The sequence below is a fragment of the Pseudomonas sp. St316 genome, from assembly GCF_018325905.1.
Lineage (GTDB): Bacteria > Pseudomonadota > Gammaproteobacteria > Pseudomonadales > Pseudomonadaceae > Aquipseudomonas.
In genome coordinates this window covers 3,036,621-3,054,537 of record NZ_AP021901.1, presented here as the reverse complement: position 1 = coordinate 3,054,537, position 17,917 = coordinate 3,036,621, and the positions used below count along the sequence as shown (strand labels likewise).

Annotated in this window: 19 protein-coding genes and 2 pseudogenes; 14 read left to right on the top strand and 7 right to left on the bottom strand. The window is 61.6% G+C overall.

The features are described 5' to 3' along the window. Positions 1 to 10: 10 nt before the first annotated feature. Positions 11 to 1,018, bottom strand: a complete 1,008-nt coding sequence (locus tag KI237_RS13800; RefSeq protein ID WP_212800282.1) for an ABC transporter substrate-binding protein — start codon at positions 1,016 to 1,018, stop codon at positions 11 to 13. Positions 1,019 to 1,148: 130 nt separating this feature from the next. Between KI237_RS13800 and KI237_RS30465 the strand changes: the two are divergent. Beyond that, positions 1,149 to 1,270: pseudogene (locus KI237_RS30465) on the top strand (helix-turn-helix domain-containing protein); the annotation flags it as partial. A 26-nt stretch (positions 1,271 to 1,296) separates the two neighbouring features. Here KI237_RS30465 and KI237_RS13795 read toward each other — a convergent pair. Continuing rightward, positions 1,297 to 2,238: a LysR family transcriptional regulator gene (locus KI237_RS13795; protein WP_283246313.1), complete on the bottom strand. Its 942-nt coding sequence runs from the start codon at positions 2,236 to 2,238 to the stop codon at positions 1,297 to 1,299. A gap of 345 nt (positions 2,239 to 2,583) precedes the next feature. Here KI237_RS13795 and KI237_RS13790 point away from each other — a divergent pair. The 3 genes and pseudogenes from KI237_RS13790 to KI237_RS13780 form a co-directional block, all read left to right on the top strand. Then, positions 2,584 to 2,700 (top strand): annotated as a pseudogene (locus KI237_RS13790) (LuxR C-terminal-related transcriptional regulator); the annotation flags it as partial. A 101-nt stretch (positions 2,701 to 2,801) separates the two neighbouring features. Beyond that, positions 2,802 to 3,176 (top strand): response regulator transcription factor, encoded by a 375-nt coding sequence (locus KI237_RS13785; RefSeq protein ID WP_212800281.1) that lies wholly within the window; start codon positions 2,802 to 2,804, stop codon positions 3,174 to 3,176. 235 nt (positions 3,177 to 3,411) lie between these two features. Continuing rightward, positions 3,412 to 4,614, top strand: coding sequence for an NAD(P)/FAD-dependent oxidoreductase (locus tag KI237_RS13780; protein WP_212800280.1), 1,203 nt, complete (start codon positions 3,412 to 3,414; stop codon positions 4,612 to 4,614). A 296-nt stretch (positions 4,615 to 4,910) separates the two neighbouring features. Here the strand turns inward: KI237_RS13780 and KI237_RS13775 are convergent, their stop codons facing one another. After that, on the bottom strand, positions 4,911 to 5,825 hold the full coding sequence (locus KI237_RS13775) for a LysR family transcriptional regulator (protein ID WP_212800279.1): 915 nt from the start codon (positions 5,823 to 5,825) through the stop codon (positions 4,911 to 4,913). 121 nt (positions 5,826 to 5,946) lie between these two features. Here KI237_RS13775 and KI237_RS13770 point away from each other — a divergent pair, with 121 nt between their 5' ends. The 8 genes from KI237_RS13770 to KI237_RS13735 all read left to right on the top strand — a co-directional run bounded on the left by KI237_RS13770 (position 5,947) and on the right by KI237_RS13735 (position 13,024). Further along, the gene (locus KI237_RS13770) at positions 5,947 to 6,786 is read left to right on the top strand and encodes a pirin family protein (RefSeq protein ID WP_212800278.1); all 840 of its coding nucleotides are present in this window, start codon (positions 5,947 to 5,949) and stop codon (positions 6,784 to 6,786) included. 48 nt (positions 6,787 to 6,834) lie between these two features. Further along, entirely contained in the window at positions 6,835 to 7,911 is a 1,077-nt protein-coding gene (locus KI237_RS13765) for an alkene reductase (protein ID WP_212800277.1), read from the top strand. Between the two features lie 147 nt (positions 7,912 to 8,058). Then, complete coding sequence (locus tag KI237_RS13760) at positions 8,059 to 8,481, top strand: nuclear transport factor 2 family protein (RefSeq protein ID WP_212800276.1); 423 nt, start codon at positions 8,059 to 8,061, stop codon at positions 8,479 to 8,481. Then, positions 8,478 to 9,233 carry an SDR family NAD(P)-dependent oxidoreductase gene (locus KI237_RS13755; RefSeq protein ID WP_212800275.1) on the top strand — a complete coding sequence of 252 codons (756 nt, stop codon included), beginning with the start codon at positions 8,478 to 8,480 and terminating at the stop codon, positions 9,231 to 9,233. Before KI237_RS13760 ends, KI237_RS13755 begins: the two co-directional genes overlap by 4 nt. A 3-nt stretch (positions 9,234 to 9,236) precedes the next feature. Further along, entirely contained in the window at positions 9,237 to 10,484 is a 1,248-nt protein-coding gene (locus KI237_RS13750) for an NAD(P)/FAD-dependent oxidoreductase (RefSeq protein WP_212800274.1), read from the top strand. Beyond that, positions 10,481 to 11,305, top strand: coding sequence for a DUF1365 domain-containing protein (locus KI237_RS13745; RefSeq protein ID WP_212800273.1), 825 nt, complete (start codon positions 10,481 to 10,483; stop codon positions 11,303 to 11,305). The genes KI237_RS13750 and KI237_RS13745 overlap by 4 nt, the downstream gene beginning before the upstream one ends. Next, a complete protein-coding gene (locus KI237_RS13740; RefSeq protein WP_212800272.1) occupies positions 11,268 to 12,536 on the top strand; it encodes an SAM-dependent methyltransferase in 1,269 nt (422 codons plus the stop codon). The genes KI237_RS13745 and KI237_RS13740 overlap by 38 nt, the downstream gene beginning before the upstream one ends. Beyond that, positions 12,536 to 13,024 (top strand): DUF2878 domain-containing protein, encoded by a 489-nt coding sequence (locus KI237_RS13735; RefSeq protein WP_212800271.1) that lies wholly within the window; start codon positions 12,536 to 12,538, stop codon positions 13,022 to 13,024. Before KI237_RS13740 ends, KI237_RS13735 begins: the two co-directional genes overlap by 1 nt. Before the next feature lie 31 nt (positions 13,025 to 13,055). Here KI237_RS13735 and KI237_RS13730 read toward each other — a convergent pair whose 3' ends face one another. From KI237_RS13730 to KI237_RS13715, 4 genes are all read right to left on the bottom strand, one after another. Next, on the bottom strand, positions 13,056 to 13,361 hold the full coding sequence (locus tag KI237_RS13730; protein WP_212800270.1) for a DUF6482 family protein: 306 nt from the start codon (positions 13,359 to 13,361) through the stop codon (positions 13,056 to 13,058). Next, positions 13,358 to 13,882 (bottom strand): DUF3833 domain-containing protein, encoded by a 525-nt coding sequence (locus KI237_RS13725; RefSeq protein WP_502937116.1) that lies wholly within the window; start codon positions 13,880 to 13,882, stop codon positions 13,358 to 13,360. Before KI237_RS13725 ends, KI237_RS13730 begins: the two co-directional genes overlap by 4 nt. Positions 13,883 to 13,893: 11 nt before the next feature. Continuing rightward, a complete protein-coding gene (locus KI237_RS13720) occupies positions 13,894 to 14,460 on the bottom strand; it encodes a chalcone isomerase family protein (protein ID WP_212800268.1) in 567 nt (188 codons plus the stop codon). 135 nt (positions 14,461 to 14,595) lie between these two features. Further along, a complete protein-coding gene (locus KI237_RS13715; protein ID WP_212800267.1) occupies positions 14,596 to 15,651 on the bottom strand; it encodes a LacI family DNA-binding transcriptional regulator in 1,056 nt (351 codons plus the stop codon). 127 nt (positions 15,652 to 15,778) lie between these two features. Here KI237_RS13715 and KI237_RS13710 point away from each other — a divergent pair, with 127 nt between their 5' ends. Together KI237_RS13710 and KI237_RS13705 are read left to right on the top strand one after the other, a co-directional pair. Beyond that, positions 15,779 to 16,702 carry a sugar phosphate isomerase/epimerase family protein gene (locus KI237_RS13710; protein WP_212800266.1) on the top strand — a complete coding sequence of 308 codons (924 nt, stop codon included), beginning with the start codon at positions 15,779 to 15,781 and terminating at the stop codon, positions 16,700 to 16,702. An 18-nt stretch (positions 16,703 to 16,720) separates the two neighbouring features. Then, positions 16,721 to 17,890: a Gfo/Idh/MocA family protein gene (locus KI237_RS13705; RefSeq protein WP_212800265.1), complete on the top strand. Its 1,170-nt coding sequence runs from the start codon at positions 16,721 to 16,723 to the stop codon at positions 17,888 to 17,890. The last annotated feature ends 27 nt before the right edge of the window (positions 17,891 to 17,917 follow it).

Genomic DNA, 17,917 nt, shown 5'->3' with positions numbered 1-17,917 from the left:
CAGTCAGGACTCAACTGCCGGCGCCGCCATGGGCCTCTTCAAAGAAATAGTCCTTCCAGCTGTCGGCCTGGTTTTTCAGCACACCCAGCTCATGCAATTTCTCGGCATAGATGTAGGTGCGTTGCGGGACGACAGTGAAGTCGATTTCGGGGTCAGTAACGATTTTCTCCACCAGCGACAGCGGCAATTTGGACTGCTCTACGCGAATGTAGGTCTGGGCCGCAGCCGGCTTGTCGGCCTTGATGATGCCTTGTGCCTCCACCAGGGCGTCGTAGAACGCCTTGTAGGTCTTGGGGTTTTCGTCGTGGAATTTTTCCGTGGTGTAGAGCACGTTGAACGTCGCCGGCCCGCCCAGTACATCATAGGAGCTGAGCACCTTGTGTACGTTGGGGCTTTGCAGTGCCTGGTACTGGAACGGTGGGCTGGAGAAGTGCGAATTGATTTCCGACTGACCGGCAATCAGCGCCGCCGTGGCATCCGGGTGTGGGAGGCTGACTGAAATGTCGTCGAATTTCTTGAAATGATCGTCGCCGAACACCTTGGCTGTTTCGATCTGCAATGTGCGCGACTGGAACCCGACGCCCGCCGCTGGAACAGCGATCCGGTCCTTGTCGGTGAAGTCCTTGAGGCTTTTCACGTTCGGGTTATTGGTCAACAGATAATTGGGCATCGACCCCAGCGAGGCGATGGCCTTGACGTTCTGCTTGCCCCGGGTCCGGTCCCAGATCGTCAGCATCGGCGGAACGCCCGCCGACACCACATCCAGGGCGCCGGTCAGCAGGGCTTCGTTCATCGCGGTCGCGCCGGAAATGCTGTTCCAGTCCACCTTGATATCGAGGCCCTGGGCCTTGCCATGTTTCTCGATCAACTGCTGGTCACGCACCACGTCGAGGATCAGGTAGCCGATACCGAATTGCTGGGCGATGCTGATCTTGCCTTCGGCATGGGCCAAAGGATTGAGCAGCGCAGTGGCCGCCAGGGAAACCAACAAGGTCAGCGCAGAACGCTTGAAAGCCATGGTCGAGAACCTCACAGTAAAGTGCACAAGACTGAAGGTCACGACTTTAAAGCTATAAAAATATTAATTTAAATACCTTAATAGCATATCAATAGCACCTAACGGTTCGGCGCCTGGGCCACGAACCTGACAGCGCAACATCGACCAGATCGCCCGATCCTGCGGCTTCGGTGACGAGGAACGAATGCGTCACACCTTCCAGCGCCATCTCTCGATTTCCCCCGGGAGTATCGCAACCGGTTTGCCCGCTGAGCGCGCCTCCTTACGGTACGGTCCCGTCAGGCCACTCTTCTCGAGTGCTCCCGCGGGTCGGCCTGCTCGGCCAGGAACGCGCTGCAACGCGAACGCAGCCACCGCTCCCCCGGATCATTGTGCGAAGCGCCGCGCCAGACCATGGAAAGCTCGTGCTGTGGCAAGCAGATCGGGACCGCTTGCGCCCTCATGCCGGTCGTCACCGCCATCGCCTGGGCAACGTAATCCGGCACGATGGCGATGATGTCGCTCTGGGCCAACAGCACGGGCAAGGCGCTGAATTGCGGCACGGTCAACACCACCCGGCGCTGTCGGCCCATCTGGCATAACGCGCGGTCCGAGTCATCGATGACATTGCCCATGGACGACACAATCGCATGGGGCCGACGGCAGAATTCGTCCAGCGTCAGTTCACCGGGCTGCGAATCGGCGCGCAACAACATCGGTCGAATCGGCCGCAGCGTCTTGCGTCGGGCATTGGCCGGCAGTTCCAAGGCCGGGCTGATTCCCAGGGAAATTTCACCGCTGGCCATCAGCTGGGACAACTGCCATTGATCGGCCCGGCGCACCACCAATGTGGTGCCGGGGGCCTCGGCCCGCAGGCGGCGCAACAACTGGGGCAACAGGGCGTACTCGACGTCATCGCACAGCCCGATATGGAAGGTCGCTTCGCTGGTGGCCGGCTCGAACGCCTGACAAAGGCTCAAGGCGGCAGCGATGCCGTCCAGCGCCGGTGACAGATTGGAGAAAATTTCCTGGGCCCGGGAGGTCGGCTCCATCAGCCGTCCCGAACGGATGAACAACGGATCATCGAACATCAACCGCAAGCGCGCCAAGGCACTGCTGATCGTGGGCTGGCCGAGAAACAGCTTTTCGCTGACGCGGGTAACGTTTTGCTCGTGCATCATGGTTTCGAAGACCACCAGCAAATTGATGTCAGCACGACGCAAGTCATTTCTGTTCATCATAGTCATCGCCTCAGGCCCCAGGCCATTGAGTCAGAAGTGAACAAGATCATCGCCTGCGCCCTCCATCAAGGCCTGCGGCGACGAGGTGATGAAAGCGTAATCCCCGCGGCGGGCTGATGTCTGTTGTACGTGGGGACACTTGACTCACCCTTTGGGCAACATCATCGATACTTCGGTATAGCTCCAGCGCCACAGCCAACAGCGCCTTGTGTGAGCGCGTCCTTCTGTGGCGAGGGGATTTATCCCCGTTGGGCTGCGTAGCGGCCCTAAAGCCTTGACCCAAGGCCTGCAGGTCCACTTGTTCGATTCGGTCGCGCAACTCATGAACCATCCCCGGCTCGACCTTTGAGTGAAATCACAGTCAAGATTCACCGCGGCCAAGCCACGCGCAAAATGTGCGCACGTTCGTTCGCCGATCTGGTGCGCATGACCCAAGTGCTGGAATTGCGTGGCGAGCAGTAGAAAGTTCATACACACGTATAATTGGCGGGCACATTGGACGGCGTATCTTGCACTGATAACGGTCGCCTTTATGGCTACCTGATATCATCCCAGGTATCGACATGTCCAACACCGCAACTATTGCAATTATTGATGATGATGCATCAGTTAGAATTGCCCTGGATGGTTTGTTACGTTCCCACGGATATCGGGTTGAAACATACGCCAGCGCCTTGGACTTTTTATCTTCCTGCGAACTTGAAAATACAGCCTGCCTGATATCGGATATACAAATGCCCAGCATGACGGGTATTCAGATGTACGATCGCCTGTCGACCCTGGGCATTCATATTCCGATCATTTTCATTACCGGATACCTTGGCGTGCCGCCCCGTACCAGCGCTGCTGCGCCCGAGCCGGTGGCGTTTTTCCCAAAGCCCTTCGACTGCGCTGAATTGATCGCCTGTATCGAATCGGTACTGGCCCGGCCTGCTTGACTGTCCGCCCCCTCATACCTTCGTATAGATCACACCTACCCAAGCATGGGCCCGATGACCTTATGTAGAAGTGTTAAACACAGTCCCGGCCAATATGATTTCCTACAGCGAACCGAAACTGAATGTGCTCGATGTGAATACATTGAAGCCAGGCGTTTCTGGAGTACTTCGCGCCACGGTCACGCTGAACAGTTTAATTCATTCAACGTATCGATTTTGTCTTCGGGAGCAAATCATGAAACAGCAAATTCTGGTTATTGGTGCTGGTTTCGGCGGAGTATGGAGCGCATTGAGCGCGGCCCGCCTGCTGGACCAGCATGATCGAAATGACGTGCAGATTACTGTCCTGGCGCCCCAGGCGGAACTGCGCATGCGGCCTCGTTTCTATGAGCCGGACGTCCACACCATGATGGCTCCGCTGGACGGACTGTTCGATGCTGTGGGCGTGAAATTCGTACAGGGCTCGGCGAGCAGTATCGACGTCGAAGGCAAACGGGTCGGCTACGTGGACGTATTCGGTACCCAGGGCAGCCTGGGTTACGACCGATTGGTACTGGCGGCGGGCAGCAAACTGTTTCGCCCCGATCTCAAAGGCATGCTCGAACATGCCTTCGACGTCGATGAGATCGAACAGGCAACGCGCCTCGAAGCCCACATCAAGTCCCTCAAAAACCTGCCGGACAGCCCAGCCCGCAACACCGTGGTGGTAGCCGGTGGCGGCTTCACCGGCATCGAAACCGCCACCGAAATGCCGACCCGCCTGCGGGCCGCCCTGGGTGAGGATGCGAACATCCGGGTCATCGTGGTGGATCGCGCGCCGCAGATCGGCGCGTCGTTGGGCGACGGCATTCGCCCCTCCGTGATCGAAGCGTCCGATCACCTGGGCATCGAGTGGATCCTCAATGCTTCGGTCGATTCGGTGGATGCCGGCGGTGTCACCCTGTCGAACGGCCAGCGTATCGAGTCCAAGACCGTGATCTGGACCGTCGGTTTCCGTGCCCACCCGCTGACCCAGCAAGTGCCAGGCACCCGCGATCACCTGGGCCGCCTGCACGTCGACAGCCATCTGAAAGTGCTGGGACAAAACGCCATATTCGCCACCGGTGACGTGGCCTATGCCGCCACCGACACACTGGGCAATTACGCGGCGATGTCTTGCCAACACGCCATCTCCCTGGGGCGCTACGCCGGCAACAACGTCGCGGCCGACCTGCTGGGTGTGGCGCCGATGCCCTACAGCCAACCCAAGTACGTGACCTGCCTGGACCTGGGCGCCTGGGGTGCGGTGTATACCGAAGGTTGGGATCGCCAACTCAAGCTGGTCGGGCAGGAAGCCAAGGATCTCAAGACTCAGATCAACAGTGTGTGGATCTACCCGCCCGCCGCCGACCGCGCGGCGGCCCTGGCAGCGGCTGACCCGTTGATTCCGGTGGCCTGACCCTTGCCCCCTACCCCGGCCAGTTTCTCCTTTGTGTGCCGGTCTTTCCCAGACGCCTGCCAATGATTCTTCGGCGGGCGTTTTTTTGGGCTGGCTTCTCCCCCAAGCCAGTCTGAACATCGTCACGGCCCAGAAAAATCCGTATCAATGCCCACCCCCGGTCCCCTGAACACAAGGCAAGGTAGGCAGAACCATCCGGATCGAGGTGGGCCGTGGCGTCCTGCTCCTTGCGTCAGCTGAAGCTGCGACCGGGCGTAATAGTCACTGGCCCATCGTGGCGAAGGGCAATGGCCGACTCATGTCATCCGCGCCGGGAACGCCTTGAGCTCCAGCTTTTCCATCACCAACCCGATGAACGCCGAAACCGCCAGCGGCAACTGCCGCCGGCTCGGATAAAGCACATTCAGGCCAAAGCCGGTGCGTTGGTACTGCGGCAGCACGCGCACCAGCCTACCGGCTTCCAGGTCGAGCGCGCTCAGTGCCCCCGGCAGCACGGCGATGCCCAGGCCGGCGACGGTCGCCCTGCGCAACGCTTGGGCGGTGTTGGCGTGGAACCGGCTGGCGATCTGCACCTGTTCCTCGATGCCGTCCGGGCCAACGAATCGCCAATGGGTCATGCCGCCGGGATGAGCGAAACTCACCCCGTCGTGGTGCGCCAGGTCCTGCAGCGAAAGCGGTGCGCCGCGCGCGGCAATGTACGCGGGGCTGGCAACCATGCCGTCACCGTCGTTCTTGAGCAGTTGGCGACCGACATACCCCGAGTCCTGCAAGGGACCGCCACGAAAGGCAACGTCGATGCGGTCGGCAATCAGATCGACCCGGGCATCGCTGAGCACGAAGTCAAGTTGCACGCGCGGATGCGCGGCTAAAAAGTCGGCCACCCATTCCATCGGGAAGAAATCGAAAAAATCCGCCATCGCCGCGATGCGCACCAGGCCGCTGGGCTCCTCGCTGCCCATCATCAGTTCCTGTCCGGCGTCCATCAAGCCGTCCACCGCATCCACGCAGCGTTCATAAAACCCCTGGCCTGCATGAGTCAGCGTGAGTTTGCGGGTCGAGCGCTGCAAAAGTCGCGACGCCAGTTGCGCCTCCAACTGCTGAACCCGTCGGCTGACAGTATTGGAAGGCATGCCCAAGCGCCTGGCAGCTTCGGCGAAGCTGGCGCTGCGCACCACCTGGACAAACAGCGCGACATCGTTGAGATCGAGCATGGCGCCGACATTCCTTCGTTTTATGGATGAGTTCAATCCCATTGTATCGGCTAATCAATCTATTGGCAGGCCCTTATCCTTCTCGCATCAAGGCCCACCGCCCAAGACTTGGAGGCACCCCATGAACAGCATCGTCGCAGCGCCACCACGCGCCATCGTCCATCGCACCTCCGGCAGCAGCCATGGGTCGATCACCCGGCTCATGAGCCCCGGCGACCTGGGCCAGCTCTGCAAGCCATTCGTGTTTCTCGATCACTTCGCCTTCAACGCCGATGCCATGCAACGAGGTTTCGGTATGCACCCTCATTCCGGGATCGCCACGCTGACCTACATGATCGAGGGCCAGGTGATCTACGAAGACACCACGGGCCAGTCAGGCACGCTGCCCAGCGGCGGCATGGAGTGGATGCAAGCTGGTAACGGCGTATGGCACACCGCCCGACCGGTCGCAGGTTCGCCGATCCAAGGCTTCCAGCTCTGGGTTGCGCTGCCGGCGGCAGAAGAAAATGCCCCGGCCCACAGCGTTTACCTGGCGCCCTCCGAGATCCCCCGTGAGGGTCCGGCGCTGGTGTTGCTCGGCCAATACGGCGCAGCCCGCAGCAGCGTCGCCTCCCCGGCGGGCATGAATTATCTCGCCGTGCAGTTGCAGGACAACGAGCACTGGCGCTATACGCCACCGGCCGGGCACACCGTCGCCTGGCTGGCGGTCAACAACGGCAGCCTCGATGCTGGCGGCAACGTCAATGCCGGGGAAATGGTGGTATTCGAAGCCTGCGGCGAGGCCATCGACATCGTTGCCCGGGGCGCGACCTCCTTCGTGCTCGGTTCGGCGGTCACGCATCCCCATGACCTGGTGATGGGCTACTACTCGGTGCACACCAGCGAGGCCGCCCTGGAAAAAGGCGAGAAAGAAATCCAGCGCATCGGCGCCCTTTTGCAACAAGAGGGCCGGTTGGCTTAGCCGACCCTCGACTTAACCCCATCCATACCCATCCCCTAGAGGTGAATCATGACCGACATTGGTCTCGATCTTCTGCTGTCCCGTGCTCAGGTCGGCAAGCTGTCCCTGAACAACCGCATGATCATGGCGCCAATGACCCGCAGCCGCGCAGGCACGGGCGATGCAGCCACGCCCCTGATGGCCGAGTACTACAGCCAACGGGCCAGCGCCGGCCTGATCATCAGCGAAGGCTCCCAGGTGTCGGCCCAGGGCAAGGGTTACCTGAGAACGCCAGGGATCTTTACCCCTGAGCAGATCACCGGCTGGAAACAGGTGACCGACGCAGTCCATGCCGAGGGCGGGCAGATATTCTTGCAGCTGTGGCACGTAGGCCGTCTTTCCCATCCTTTGGTACAGGTCAACGGTGCCCAACCCGTAGCCCCCTCGGCAATCAAGGCCGATGGCGAGATCTACACCCCCGAAGGCCTCAAGCCGTATGAACTGCCACGGGCCCTGGAGCTCGATGAAATCCCCGGTGTGGTCGCCGACTTCCGCCAGGCCGCGGCCAACGCGAAGCTGGCCGGCTTCGACGGCGTCGAGATTCATGGCGCCAACGGCTACTTGATCGACCAATTCCTGCGTGACGGCACCAACCAACGTACCGATGCCTACGGCGGCTCGATCGAGAACCGTGCACGTTTGCTCAAGGAAGTGGTCGAGTCGGTGATCGAAGTCTTCGGCGCCAGCCGTGTCGGCGTTCGCCTCTCGCCGATCTTCAGCTACTTCTCGATGAGCGACAGCAATCCGCAAGCGACATTCGACTACACGGCCAGAATGCTCAGCCGCTATGGCTTGGCTTACCTGCACATCGTGGAAGTGGGCGAAGGCCCGTTCGACTTCCTGGAACTCAAGCGTCGCTTCGGCGGGACGTACATTGCCAATGGCGGCTACAGCGCCGAACGCGCCGCCACTGCCATCAGCCGTGGAGAAGCAGACCTGGTGGCATTCGGCACGCCGTTTCTGGCAAACCCGGACCTGGTGGAGCGCTTCAAACAAGGCCAGGCGCTGAACACCCCTGATGCATCGACGTTCTACCAAGGCGACGAGCGCGGTTATACGGACTATCCGACTTTGGCCGGGGCTTGACGCCCCGGGTCCAGCGCATGCCTCGCCTGGACTTGTACAAAATAGCAAAATTACTTGTACAAAATACTTTGATTTGTACAAGGCGTGCAGTAGGCTTCTGAAAACTTGTACATGAATAGTTTCTTGTACAACAATCGGAGCCTATGCATGTCCGTCTACCTCCAGCGTTTCGCCCACGCTTTCGCCGAGCTGGACGCCAGTCGCCTGGCTGAGCTCGATGAGCTCTACAGCGCCGACATACAGTTCCAAGACCCTTTGCACCGGATCGAAGGCTTGCCGGCCCTGCGCACTTACTTTGCCCAGTTGTACGCCAACGCCAGCAACCTGCGCTATGACTTCCACGCCTTCGATGAAGTCGGTCCCGGGGAAGGCTATCTGCGCTGGACCCTGCATTTCAGCCATCCTCGCCTGGCGCAAGGAGCACCCATCGCGCTGCAAGGCTGCAGCTATCTGCGTTGGAATGATCGAATCTACCTGCATCACGACTTTTTCGATGCTGGCGCCCTGCTCTACGAACATCTGCCGCTGTTTGGATCGGTGATTCGCTGGCTCAAGCGGAGGTTGGCATGAGTCGTGTCTGGCTGACCGGCGCCAGCAGTGGTATTGGCGCGGCATTGGCAGCAGTCCTTCTGGAACAGGGGCATCACCTGGCTGTGAGTGCGCGCCGGACCCAACCACTGGAGACGTTGGCCGCGCGCTATCAAGACCAGATGTTAGTGCTACCCGGCGACCTGACCGACCCGCACCAAGTCGCCACGATCTGCCAGCAGATTGACCTTCACTGGGGGGCGCTCGACCTGGTGATTCTCAATGCCGGCACCTGCGAATACCTGGAGCCGGGGCACTTCGACACCCGCCTGGTAGAACGGCTTATCAACACCAACCTGCTGGGTACTTGCCATTGCCTGGAGGCCGCCTTGCCCATGCTGCGCCGGGGCCAGCGTCCACATCTGGTGGCAGTGAGCAGCGCGGTCACCTGGCTGGCGCTGCCTCGCGCCGGCGCCTACGGTGCGTCCAAAGCCGCGCTGCGCTACCTGATCGAATCCTTGCGCATCGACCTGGCCGCCGAGGGTATCGATGTCACCCTGGTCAGTCCCGGCTTCGTTGATACGCCATTGACCCAACGCAACGACTTTCCCATGCCCATGCGCTGGTCGGCGCAACGAGCCGCCCGCCATATCGCGCGACGCCTGCCGGCGCGGCCGCTGGACATTACGTTTCCATGGTTGTTCACGCAGGTCCTGCGTCTGCTCGGGCATTTGCCCGCCCGTTGGCGGCTGGCCCTGGGTCAACGCCTGGCACGCCCTTCCAAGGAGTCTTGAAGCATGCGCATCGCGATCATCGGCAGCGGCATTTCCGGGCTGACATGTGCTTACTTGCTGGCCCGCAGACACCAGATCACCCTGTTCGAGGCCGACGACAGGATCGGCGGCCACACCCACACCGTGGATGTCGAATGGCAGGGGCAGCGCTATGGCGTAGATACAGGCTTCATTGTGTACAACGACTGGACCTACCCGAATTTCATCCGTCTGCTGGACCAGTTGGGCGTCGCGTCTCGCCCCACTGAAATGAGCTTCTCTGTGCATGATCCGGCCAGCGGCCAGGAGTATAAGGGCCATACCCTGCGTAGCCTGTTCGCCCGCCGCCGCAATCTATTTTCGCCGCGGTTCTGGGGCATGCTGTGGGACATACTCAGGTTCAATCGGCAGGCCACCGCCGACCTGGAGGCGCAGCGCATCGACCGCAGCGCCCGGCTCGGCGACTACCTGCACAGCCAAGGGTATAGCCAGCGCTTCATCGATCACTACATCGTCCCCATGGGCGCAGCCATCTGGTCGATGTCCCCAGCCGGGATGCTGGATTTTCCGCTCGAGTTCTTTGTGCGCTTCTGCCACAACCACGGCCTCATGTCGGTCAATCAACGCCCCCAATGGCGAGTGATCGCGGGCGGCTCACGTGGCTATATCGAGCCCTTGTGTGCATCCTTTCGCGAACACATCCGGCTCAACTGCGCAGTGCAGCGTGTGAGCCGCGACGCCACTGGCGTAAGCGTGACCAGCAGCGCTGGCACCGAGCATTTCGATAAAGTGGTGTTCGCCTGTCACAGCGACCAGGCCCTCGCCCTGCTCGAGGTGCCAAGCATGGCGGAGCGTGAAGTACTCGGCGCCCTGGCCTACGCCAACAATGAAGTGCTGCTACACACCGACACCCGCCTGCTGCCCCAGCGACCCCAGGCCTGGGCTAGCTGGAACTACCGCCTCGGCGGCCCTGCGCAAGCACCTGCCGCAGTGACCTACAACATGAACCTGCTCCAGAGCCTGGACGCCCCGGTGACCTTCTGCGTAAGCCTCAACCTGGGCGATGTGGTCGACCCGGCCAAGGTCCTTGCGCGCTTCAATTATGCGCACCCTCAGTACAGCCTCGCCGCCATTGCCGCCCAGGCCCGCCAAGGTGATCTGCAAGGGCATCAGCACAGCTATTTCTGCGGCGCCTATTGGGCCAACGGCTTTCATGAGGATGGCGTGGTCAGTGCGCTCCACGTGGCGAAGCATTTCGGAGAGCAGCTTTGAACAGCAGTGTGTGTCGCGGCTGGATTGATCATCGGCGCCATACGCCGCGAATCCACGCCTTCCGCTATCCGATCGGCATGCTTTACGTGGACCTCGCCGAACAGGAACACATGCTGGGGTTGTCGCGTCTGTTGCGCCCCTGGTCCTGGGCGCCCCTGTGCTGGCGCGAGCGCGACTACCTGCCATCGCGCACCCGCCGTGGGGTTCCCTTGGTCGATGCCGTGCGCCAGATCCTCGACGAAGCCCTGGGCGCCGCTCCCCAAGGGGCGATTCACCTGCTGACCCAACCGCGCAGTTGGGGCCTGTCGTTCAACCCGGTGAGCTTCTATTTCTGCCATGAAGCCAACGGGCGGCTGGCGGCGATCCTCTGCGAAGTGCGCAACACCCCATGGCGCGAGCGCTATCACTATGTATTGCCAGTGCCTCCTGGCGAGCCCTGTGCCTTCAGGGTGGCCAAGGCGTTTCATGTATCGCCGTTCCTGCCCCGGGATATGGACTATCACATGGGGTTCCTGATCCAGGCCACGCACATCCGCATACGCATGGAGAACTGGCGCGACGGCCACAAGGTGTTCGAGGCCGACCTGGCACTCAAGCGCCAACCCCTCGACGCCTCCTCGCTGCGCCGACATGTCCTGGCCTTCCCCTGGATGAGCCTGCGCACCGTCAGCGCCATTTACTGGCAGGCCCTGCGCCTGCTTTTCAAACGTACGCCCCTTTACACCCACCAGGCCAGCGAAGGCAGCCTGAGCCTGGGTCAAACCGCTCACAAGGATCCCAATCATGTCCGAACCGACCCTGAGCGCTACCAAGACTGGTAGTGGCGACCTCTTTAACGGAGGCTTTTTCAAGCAAGCCGTGCTGGGTCAGTTACGCCGCCTGCGTCACGGCCACCTGCGGCTGCTACTCAATGGCGAGCCATCGAGCTTCGGTGACCTGGCCAGCCCCTTGATGGCCGAGGTCGAGATCCTCGACGACGCGGTCTGGAGCATGGTTGCCTGCAACGGTTCCATCGGCGCTGGCGAGGCTTACGTCCATGGCTATTGGCGCAGCGGGGACCTGACGGCGGTTACGCGCCTGTTCGTTGCCAACCTGGAGGTGCTCGATGCCATGGACAGCGGCCTGGCACGCATCGGCCGCCCGCTGCTGCGCGGGCTGCACTGGCTCAACCGCAACAGTCGGCGCGGCTCGCGGCGCAATATCATTGCCCACTACGACTTGGGCAATGCGCTGTTCGAGCGCCTGCTCGACCCCACCATGATGTATTCAGCCGCGCTGTTCCAAAGCCCTGAACAGAGCCTGGAAGAGGCCCAGCTCAACAAGCTCGCCCATATCTGCCGCAAACTCGACCTGCGCCCCAGCGACCATTTGCTGGAAATCGGCACGGGCTGGGGCAGCCTCGCCATCTACGCTGCCAGCCAGTATGGCTGCAAGGTGACCACGACCACGCTGTCCCTGGAGCAATACACCCACACCTGTCGACGTGTCGAAGAACTGGGCCTGCAACAGCAGGTTCACGTGTTGCGCAAGGACTACCGTGACTTGCAAGGGCGCTACGACAAGTTGGTCTCCATCGAAATGATCGAAGCCGTCGGGCATCGCTATTTGCCCGAGTACTTCCGGCGCTGCGCCGCGCTGCTCAAGGATGACGGGCTGATGCTGCTGCAATCGATCACCATCCGCGACCAGCGTTACGAGCAGGCCCGACGCTCGGTGGACTTTATCCAGCGCCATATTTTTCCCGGTGGCGCGTTACCGTCACTGGCGATCCTGCTCAAGACCGCCAGCACCCAGACGCCGCTCAACCTCCTGCATCTCGAGGATTTCGGTGCGCACTACGCCCGCACACTGCGGCATTGGCACGACAACTTTCGCCAATCGCACCAGGCATTGGCGCAGTTGGGTTATGACGAAACCTTCCAGCGCCTGTGGGAGTTCTACTTGTGTTACTGCGAAGGTGGATTCATCGAGCGCGCCATCGGCGTGGCCCAACTGCTCTTCGCCGCGCCCGGCGCCCGTCGCCCCGCTCTGCTGGAATACCAGGGTACGTGATGAGCCGCACCGGTCTGATCGTCAATGCCCTCTGGTTGCAACTGGGTTGGTGGGGCTGTGTGCTCGGGGCGCAGGATCCGTGGTGGCTGTCGCTGGTGGTCATCGGATTGCTGGTCCACCTGTGGCGGTGTCCTGCTCCCCGGGCAGAGCTATTTGCGGTGATGCGTGTCGGGCTTTGTGGCATGTTGCTGGACTGGAGCCTGGGCACCCAGGGCTTGTTCATATTCAAGCAAACCCCGCTGCCGCTCTGGCTGGCGCTGCTCTGGCTGGTGTTTGCCACGGGCTTGCGTCATAGCCTGGCCTGGGCCAGGCGGCCGGTATGGCGCGGGGTACTGCTGGGTTTGGTCGGTGGCCCGCTGGCTTATTGCGTGGGGGCGCCACTGGCGGGCGTCACATTGCCACTGGGGGTCATTGGCACCGCCCTGTTACTGGCCCCGCTATGGGCGTTATGGCTACCCCTGGCGCTGCGTCTGGCCGAGCCGAACTGAACTGAACTGAACTGGCCCCGGAACGCCATCGCTACCAGGGCTCGTCAAGGAAAAGCGGCATGCGCAGCGGCTCGATCGGCCCCTCACGCTGGCCGCACATCTCATCATGGACAACCTGTTGCACCAGCGTGCAGGGCAGCCGCGGGACGAAACGCATCAGCTCACGCAAATGGGTGGTGGAACGTATATGCAATGTCTTTCCAGACTCATCGAGCAACGTACGCAGGCCACCGTCCAGTCGGGCGCGCAATATGTAGATGCCACCCTCCAGCGACAGCAACTCCAGTTCATGGATCCGCCCCTCGACGGCCAACTCGGTCAGCGCCTGCAAATTCATGGCGAACTCACCGCCTGACGACGGAAAAACAGAGTCACCTGGCCCAATTCGACACCCAGCTTGCTCATGCTGGAGCGGTTGATCAGCGTGTCCTCGTCCATCAGGTACATCCAGTCATCGAAGTCCACCTCGTAGGTCGAGCCATCGACCGGCAGTTTCAACCGATAACGCCAGCGCAGCGCATTGCCGGCCACTTCGCCTCGGGCCAGGCCGATCACATCGTCAGCGCGACCACGCCACAGGCCGGGCCGCTCGGGGGTCAGCGTCCAGACCCTTCGCTGGCGGCTGCCGTCGCTGTAGAGAAAGCGCTCATCGAGAATCAGGTCCCCTCCCTCATGTCGGCTGGAGATGTCCACCTCAAAGCGCTTGATCACTTCGCCCGAGCGCTTCTGATAAATTCCCCAGGCCTTGACGGGCTGGCTGAAGAAGCGCTCCAGATCCAGCCGGGGTTGCTGGTCGGCATAACGTTCGACATTTACATTCCCGCAACTGGTCAGGCCTAGCACCAGCAGCGACGCCATCAAAAAATGTCTCACTGATTTCCTCTCCCTTCACTTGATATTTTTGTTCCAAGCAATTGATTTCTAAGGTTTGGCTCTCGAGTTCGAGGATCGAGCCAGATGGCAAAAAAAGCCCGGGCGAATCGCGGGTCTGTAACCGCAAGAGACAGTGTTTCGCCCACATAGAAACGACAGCCCTGCCCCGGCAGGTACAGGCCAGTGATACGGCTTCCAGGTTTCACATCAATAAAGGCACGGCGCATTTGAGCGGCCCATTCGTCGCGGCGCCCGGCGTCCAGGGGCGCGCCGTTGAGGCGTTGCATTTCCTTCAGGCTCGTTTCGACCAAAGATTCTTTGTCGATGGCGCGTCGGTAATTGAGTTCCAGGGCAAACGCCGTTTCCAGGCTTGGCGCGGCGGCCGCACTCCAGAGCCTGGCCTGATAGAGGTCGAACCCATACCAGTCGAAATCGGCTTGCCCCACCAGGCGCGCGCCTGGCAATACGTCGCGCCAGTCCGACAAGGCTTGGGTGCCATAAAGCGAAAACATGCAAAACGCTATGGCGACCAGGCTTTTCCTGAGCGCGAACGACCGGGCCATGAAGGCGTTACCCGTTTATCAAGGGAGCCCTTATAGTTGTACAAGAATTTAGATTTGTACAGCTTTTCGAGAAGTCATCGCTTAGTGGTCACGATGCTCAGTTCGCAGGATGAATAAACCGGCTCGAATGTTTCGCTATACGCTTTCTGATACATCAATCTGAAGCGGCACCACCCGCCTCGGCGCCGGGCCAGGCAGCGTAGCAGTGGCCGCTTCGAGCAGGGCTTGGACTGCCTGTTCGGCCATGGTCACGACGGGATGGGACAGCACCGCCTGGACCAGCCCCGTCTTCAACGCCTCGCGTGTCAACGGCGTCAAGTCGTGGCACACCACCACGGGCAAGCGAATCTGCTGGTCCTGGAGGCTGCGCAAGGCCCGCAACACGCCGGCGATGCCACCACCGGCCACGTAAAGCCCCACCAGGTCAGGCTCTGCGCTGAGCAAGTCCAACGTGTTGCCATACGCGAACTCATCGTCCTCCAGCGTCAGGCGCGATGCGAGCAGCTCCCATTCGCTGGAGTGCTCGGCCAGATAACTGCGAAAGCTCAGCTCACACAATTCCTGGCACTGGAAACGCTGGCTGCTGAGCATCACCGCCACCGCCCCGGGTTGCCTCGCCAGACGGCTGATGAACCAGCCTGCCGTGCGGCCCGTGAGTCGATTGTCCAACCCGACATACCCCGTGCCGCTGGCGCTGGACAACTCCGACAACAGCGCCACCACCGAAACACCTGTCTCGCGCAATTGCGCAACCGCCTCTCGGACCCGGGGATGATCCACCGCCACCACACCCAGCCCGTCCACTTGATCGCGCAGGGCCAGGATGCGTTGCGCCACGATGACCGGGTCGAGGTCGTCCAAGTAGCCGATGACCACGCGAATCCGTGCTCGCGTGCAGGTCGCGGCAGCATCCGACAACGCGTGGGCAAGTCCTTGGTAAAAAGGCACGCCGCTTTTCTGCAACAGGAAGCCAAGCCGCAAGGTCGGGCGGTCGTTGAGCACCCGCTGCTCGATAACGCCCTTGGCATGGAACCCCAACCGCGCGGCCGCCGCGGCAATGCGCTGGGCGGTGTCGGCGCGCACATCAGCGCGCAGGTTCAGCACCCGGTCGACGGTAGACAGGCTGACGCCGGCTTCCCGGGCGACATCGGCCATGGTGGGGCGAAGCATTCGGCGTGGCTTTTCTGACATGTCTTGACACCTCTTAGGGGCATCATGAGGGGTTTTGACAGATTAAGCCAACACCCCATGGCCCCCTTCCCGGCAACGCAATAGCATCAGGCCCAGCCCATAACAATAAACACGGCGGAGTACCTCCATGGCGATCCATATCTGCACAGCGCCCTGCTGTTGGGGCGTCGACGACGTCAAGAATCCGTTCCTGCCACCGTGGCGCCGAGTGCTTGGCGAGGCCGCCGAGGCGGGTTATCGCGGCATTGAACTGGGGCCCTATGGTTACTTGCCACTGGACGCCGAAGGCGTAGGCTCGGCCTTGTCCGAACACGGCCTGCACGTGGTTGCGGGGACGATTTTCGACGACCTGGTCAACCCCGCCAACCTGCCTGAACTGCTGCGCCAGGCCCACGACATCTGCGCACTGCTCAAGCAGTTGCCCGCCATGGAAAGACAGGTCGGCCAACGCTTTGCCGGTCCCTACCTGGTGATCATCGACTGGGGCCACGAGACGCGCGATTACGCAGCCGGTCACTCGGACCGCGCCCCGCGCCTGGACGATGCGCGCTGGAACACGATGATGGCGCACATCTGCGCCATCGCTGACATCGCCTGGCATCAATACGGCATCCGCGCCGTCATCCATCCCCACGCCGGTGGCCACATCGAGTTCGCCGACGAGTTGGCGCGCCTGGTAGACGACATTCCCGACGACGTCGCCGGGCTGTGCCTGGACACCGGGCATCTCTATTACGCGGGCATGGACCCCGTCGCGTCGCTGCGCACCTACGCCCACCGCCTGGACTACCTGCACTTCAAGGACATCGACCCGATGGTGTTCGACCAGGTGCTGAACGAACACATCCGTTTCTTCGCCGCCTGCGCCCGCGGCGTGATGTGCCCTATCGGGCGTGGCGTCATCGATTACCCGGCACTGCACAGCCTCGTACATGAACTGGGTTATGTGGGCTGCATCACCGTCGAACAGGAGCGTGACCCACGCAACGCCGCAAGCAGCCTCGACGACGTGGCTGCCAGCCGCGCCTACCTGGCCCGCATCGGTTTCTGATCACACAAGGACAACGTCATGATCAACGGCAGCAAAACAATCACGCGCCCCATCCGTTGGGCCATGGTCGGTGGCGGCGAGCACAGCCAGATCGGCTACATCCACCGATCGGCCGCCCTGCGCGACCGGAATTTCGAATTGGTCGCCGCGGCGCTGGACATCGATCCCGCCCTTGGCCGAGCCTTTGGCGAGCAACTGGGTATCGACCCCAAGCGCTGCTATTCGGACTACCTCAGCCTGTTCGAGCTGGAAGCACAACGTCCCGATGGAATTGAAGCGGTGTCGATTGCCACGCCCAACGACACCCACTACGCCATCACCCGAGCCGCCCTGGAAGCCGGGCTGCATGTGGTCTGCGAAAAGCCGCTGTGCTTTACCTTCGAGCAGGCCGAGGTGCTGCGCACCCTGGCGCACTCCAAGGGACGCATCGTTGGCTTGACCTACGGCTATGCCGGGCACCAGTTGATCGAGCAGGCCCGGACGATGATCGCGGCGCAGGCACTGGGCGAGATCCGCATGGTGCACATGCAGTTTGCCCATGGTTTTCACAGCGCACCGGTGGAGGCGCAGAACCAGGCCACCCAGTGGCGCGTCGACCCGCGCCAAGCCGGGCCCAGTTACGTACTGGGGGATGTCGGCACGCACCCGTTGTATTTGTCCAAGGTGATGCTGCCCGATCTCAAGATCAAACGCTTGATGTGCAGCCGACAGAGCTTCGTCGCCAGCCGCGCCCCGTTGGAAGACAACGCCTACACCTTGATGGAATACGAAGGCGGCACCATGGGCATGGTCTGGTCCAGCGCCGTGAATGCCGGTTCCATGCACGGACAGAAAATCCGCGTGATCGGCTCCCGGGCCAGCCTTGAATGGTGGGACGAGCGGCCCAACCAGCTGAGCCTCGAAATCCAGGGCCAACCCGCGCAGATCCTGGAACGCGGCATGGGCTACCTGCACGCCGACGCGCTGCAGGACGACCGCATCGGTGGCGGCCACCCCGAAGGGCTGTTCGAAGCCTGGTCCAATCTCTATCGCCGCTTCGCCCTGGCCATGGATGCGGCGAACCGGGGCGACAGCGAGGCGCTGGCCGCCCTGCGCTACCCCGACATCGACGCCGGCGTGGAAGGCGTGCGCTGGGTCGAACGCTGCGTGGAATCAGCCAATCAGGATTCCATCTGGGTCGCCTATTGACCCCTCGCCACGGTACTGAGCATTACT

Bases quoted from the DNA above. Each gene is read 5' to 3' on its own strand.
- KI237_RS13800 (WP_212800282.1), bottom strand. From the start codon at position 1,018: ATGGCTTTCAAGCGTTCTGCGCTGACCTTGTTGGTTTCCCTGGCGGCC.
- KI237_RS13795 (WP_283246313.1), bottom strand. From the start codon at position 2,238: ATGATGAACAGAAATGACTTGCGTCGTGCTGACATCAATTTGCTGGTG.
- KI237_RS13785 (WP_212800281.1), top strand. From the start codon at position 2,802: ATGTCCAACACCGCAACTATTGCAATTATTGATGATGATGCATCAGTT.
- KI237_RS13780 (WP_212800280.1), top strand. From the start codon at position 3,412: ATGAAACAGCAAATTCTGGTTATTGGTGCTGGTTTCGGCGGAGTATGG.
- KI237_RS13775 (WP_212800279.1), bottom strand. From the start codon at position 5,825: ATGCTCGATCTCAACGATGTCGCGCTGTTTGTCCAGGTGGTGCGCAGC.
- KI237_RS13770 (WP_212800278.1), top strand. From the start codon at position 5,947: ATGAACAGCATCGTCGCAGCGCCACCACGCGCCATCGTCCATCGCACC.
- KI237_RS13765 (WP_212800277.1), top strand. From the start codon at position 6,835: ATGACCGACATTGGTCTCGATCTTCTGCTGTCCCGTGCTCAGGTCGGC.
- KI237_RS13760 (WP_212800276.1), top strand. From the start codon at position 8,059: ATGTCCGTCTACCTCCAGCGTTTCGCCCACGCTTTCGCCGAGCTGGAC.
- KI237_RS13755 (WP_212800275.1), top strand. From the start codon at position 8,478: ATGAGTCGTGTCTGGCTGACCGGCGCCAGCAGTGGTATTGGCGCGGCA.
- KI237_RS13750 (WP_212800274.1), top strand. From the start codon at position 9,237: ATGCGCATCGCGATCATCGGCAGCGGCATTTCCGGGCTGACATGTGCT.
- KI237_RS13740 (WP_212800272.1), top strand. From the start codon at position 11,268: ATGTCCGAACCGACCCTGAGCGCTACCAAGACTGGTAGTGGCGACCTC.
- KI237_RS13735 (WP_212800271.1), top strand. From the start codon at position 12,536: ATGAGCCGCACCGGTCTGATCGTCAATGCCCTCTGGTTGCAACTGGGT.
- KI237_RS13730 (WP_212800270.1), bottom strand. From the start codon at position 13,361: ATGAATTTGCAGGCGCTGACCGAGTTGGCCGTCGAGGGGCGGATCCAT.
- KI237_RS13725 (WP_502937116.1), bottom strand. From the start codon at position 13,882: ATGGCGTCGCTGCTGGTGCTAGGCCTGACCAGTTGCGGGAATGTAAAT.
- KI237_RS13720 (WP_212800268.1), bottom strand. From the start codon at position 14,460: ATGGCCCGGTCGTTCGCGCTCAGGAAAAGCCTGGTCGCCATAGCGTTT.
- KI237_RS13715 (WP_212800267.1), bottom strand. From the start codon at position 15,651: ATGTCAGAAAAGCCACGCCGAATGCTTCGCCCCACCATGGCCGATGTC.
- KI237_RS13710 (WP_212800266.1), top strand. From the start codon at position 15,779: ATGGCGATCCATATCTGCACAGCGCCCTGCTGTTGGGGCGTCGACGAC.
- KI237_RS13705 (WP_212800265.1), top strand. From the start codon at position 16,721: ATGATCAACGGCAGCAAAACAATCACGCGCCCCATCCGTTGGGCCATG.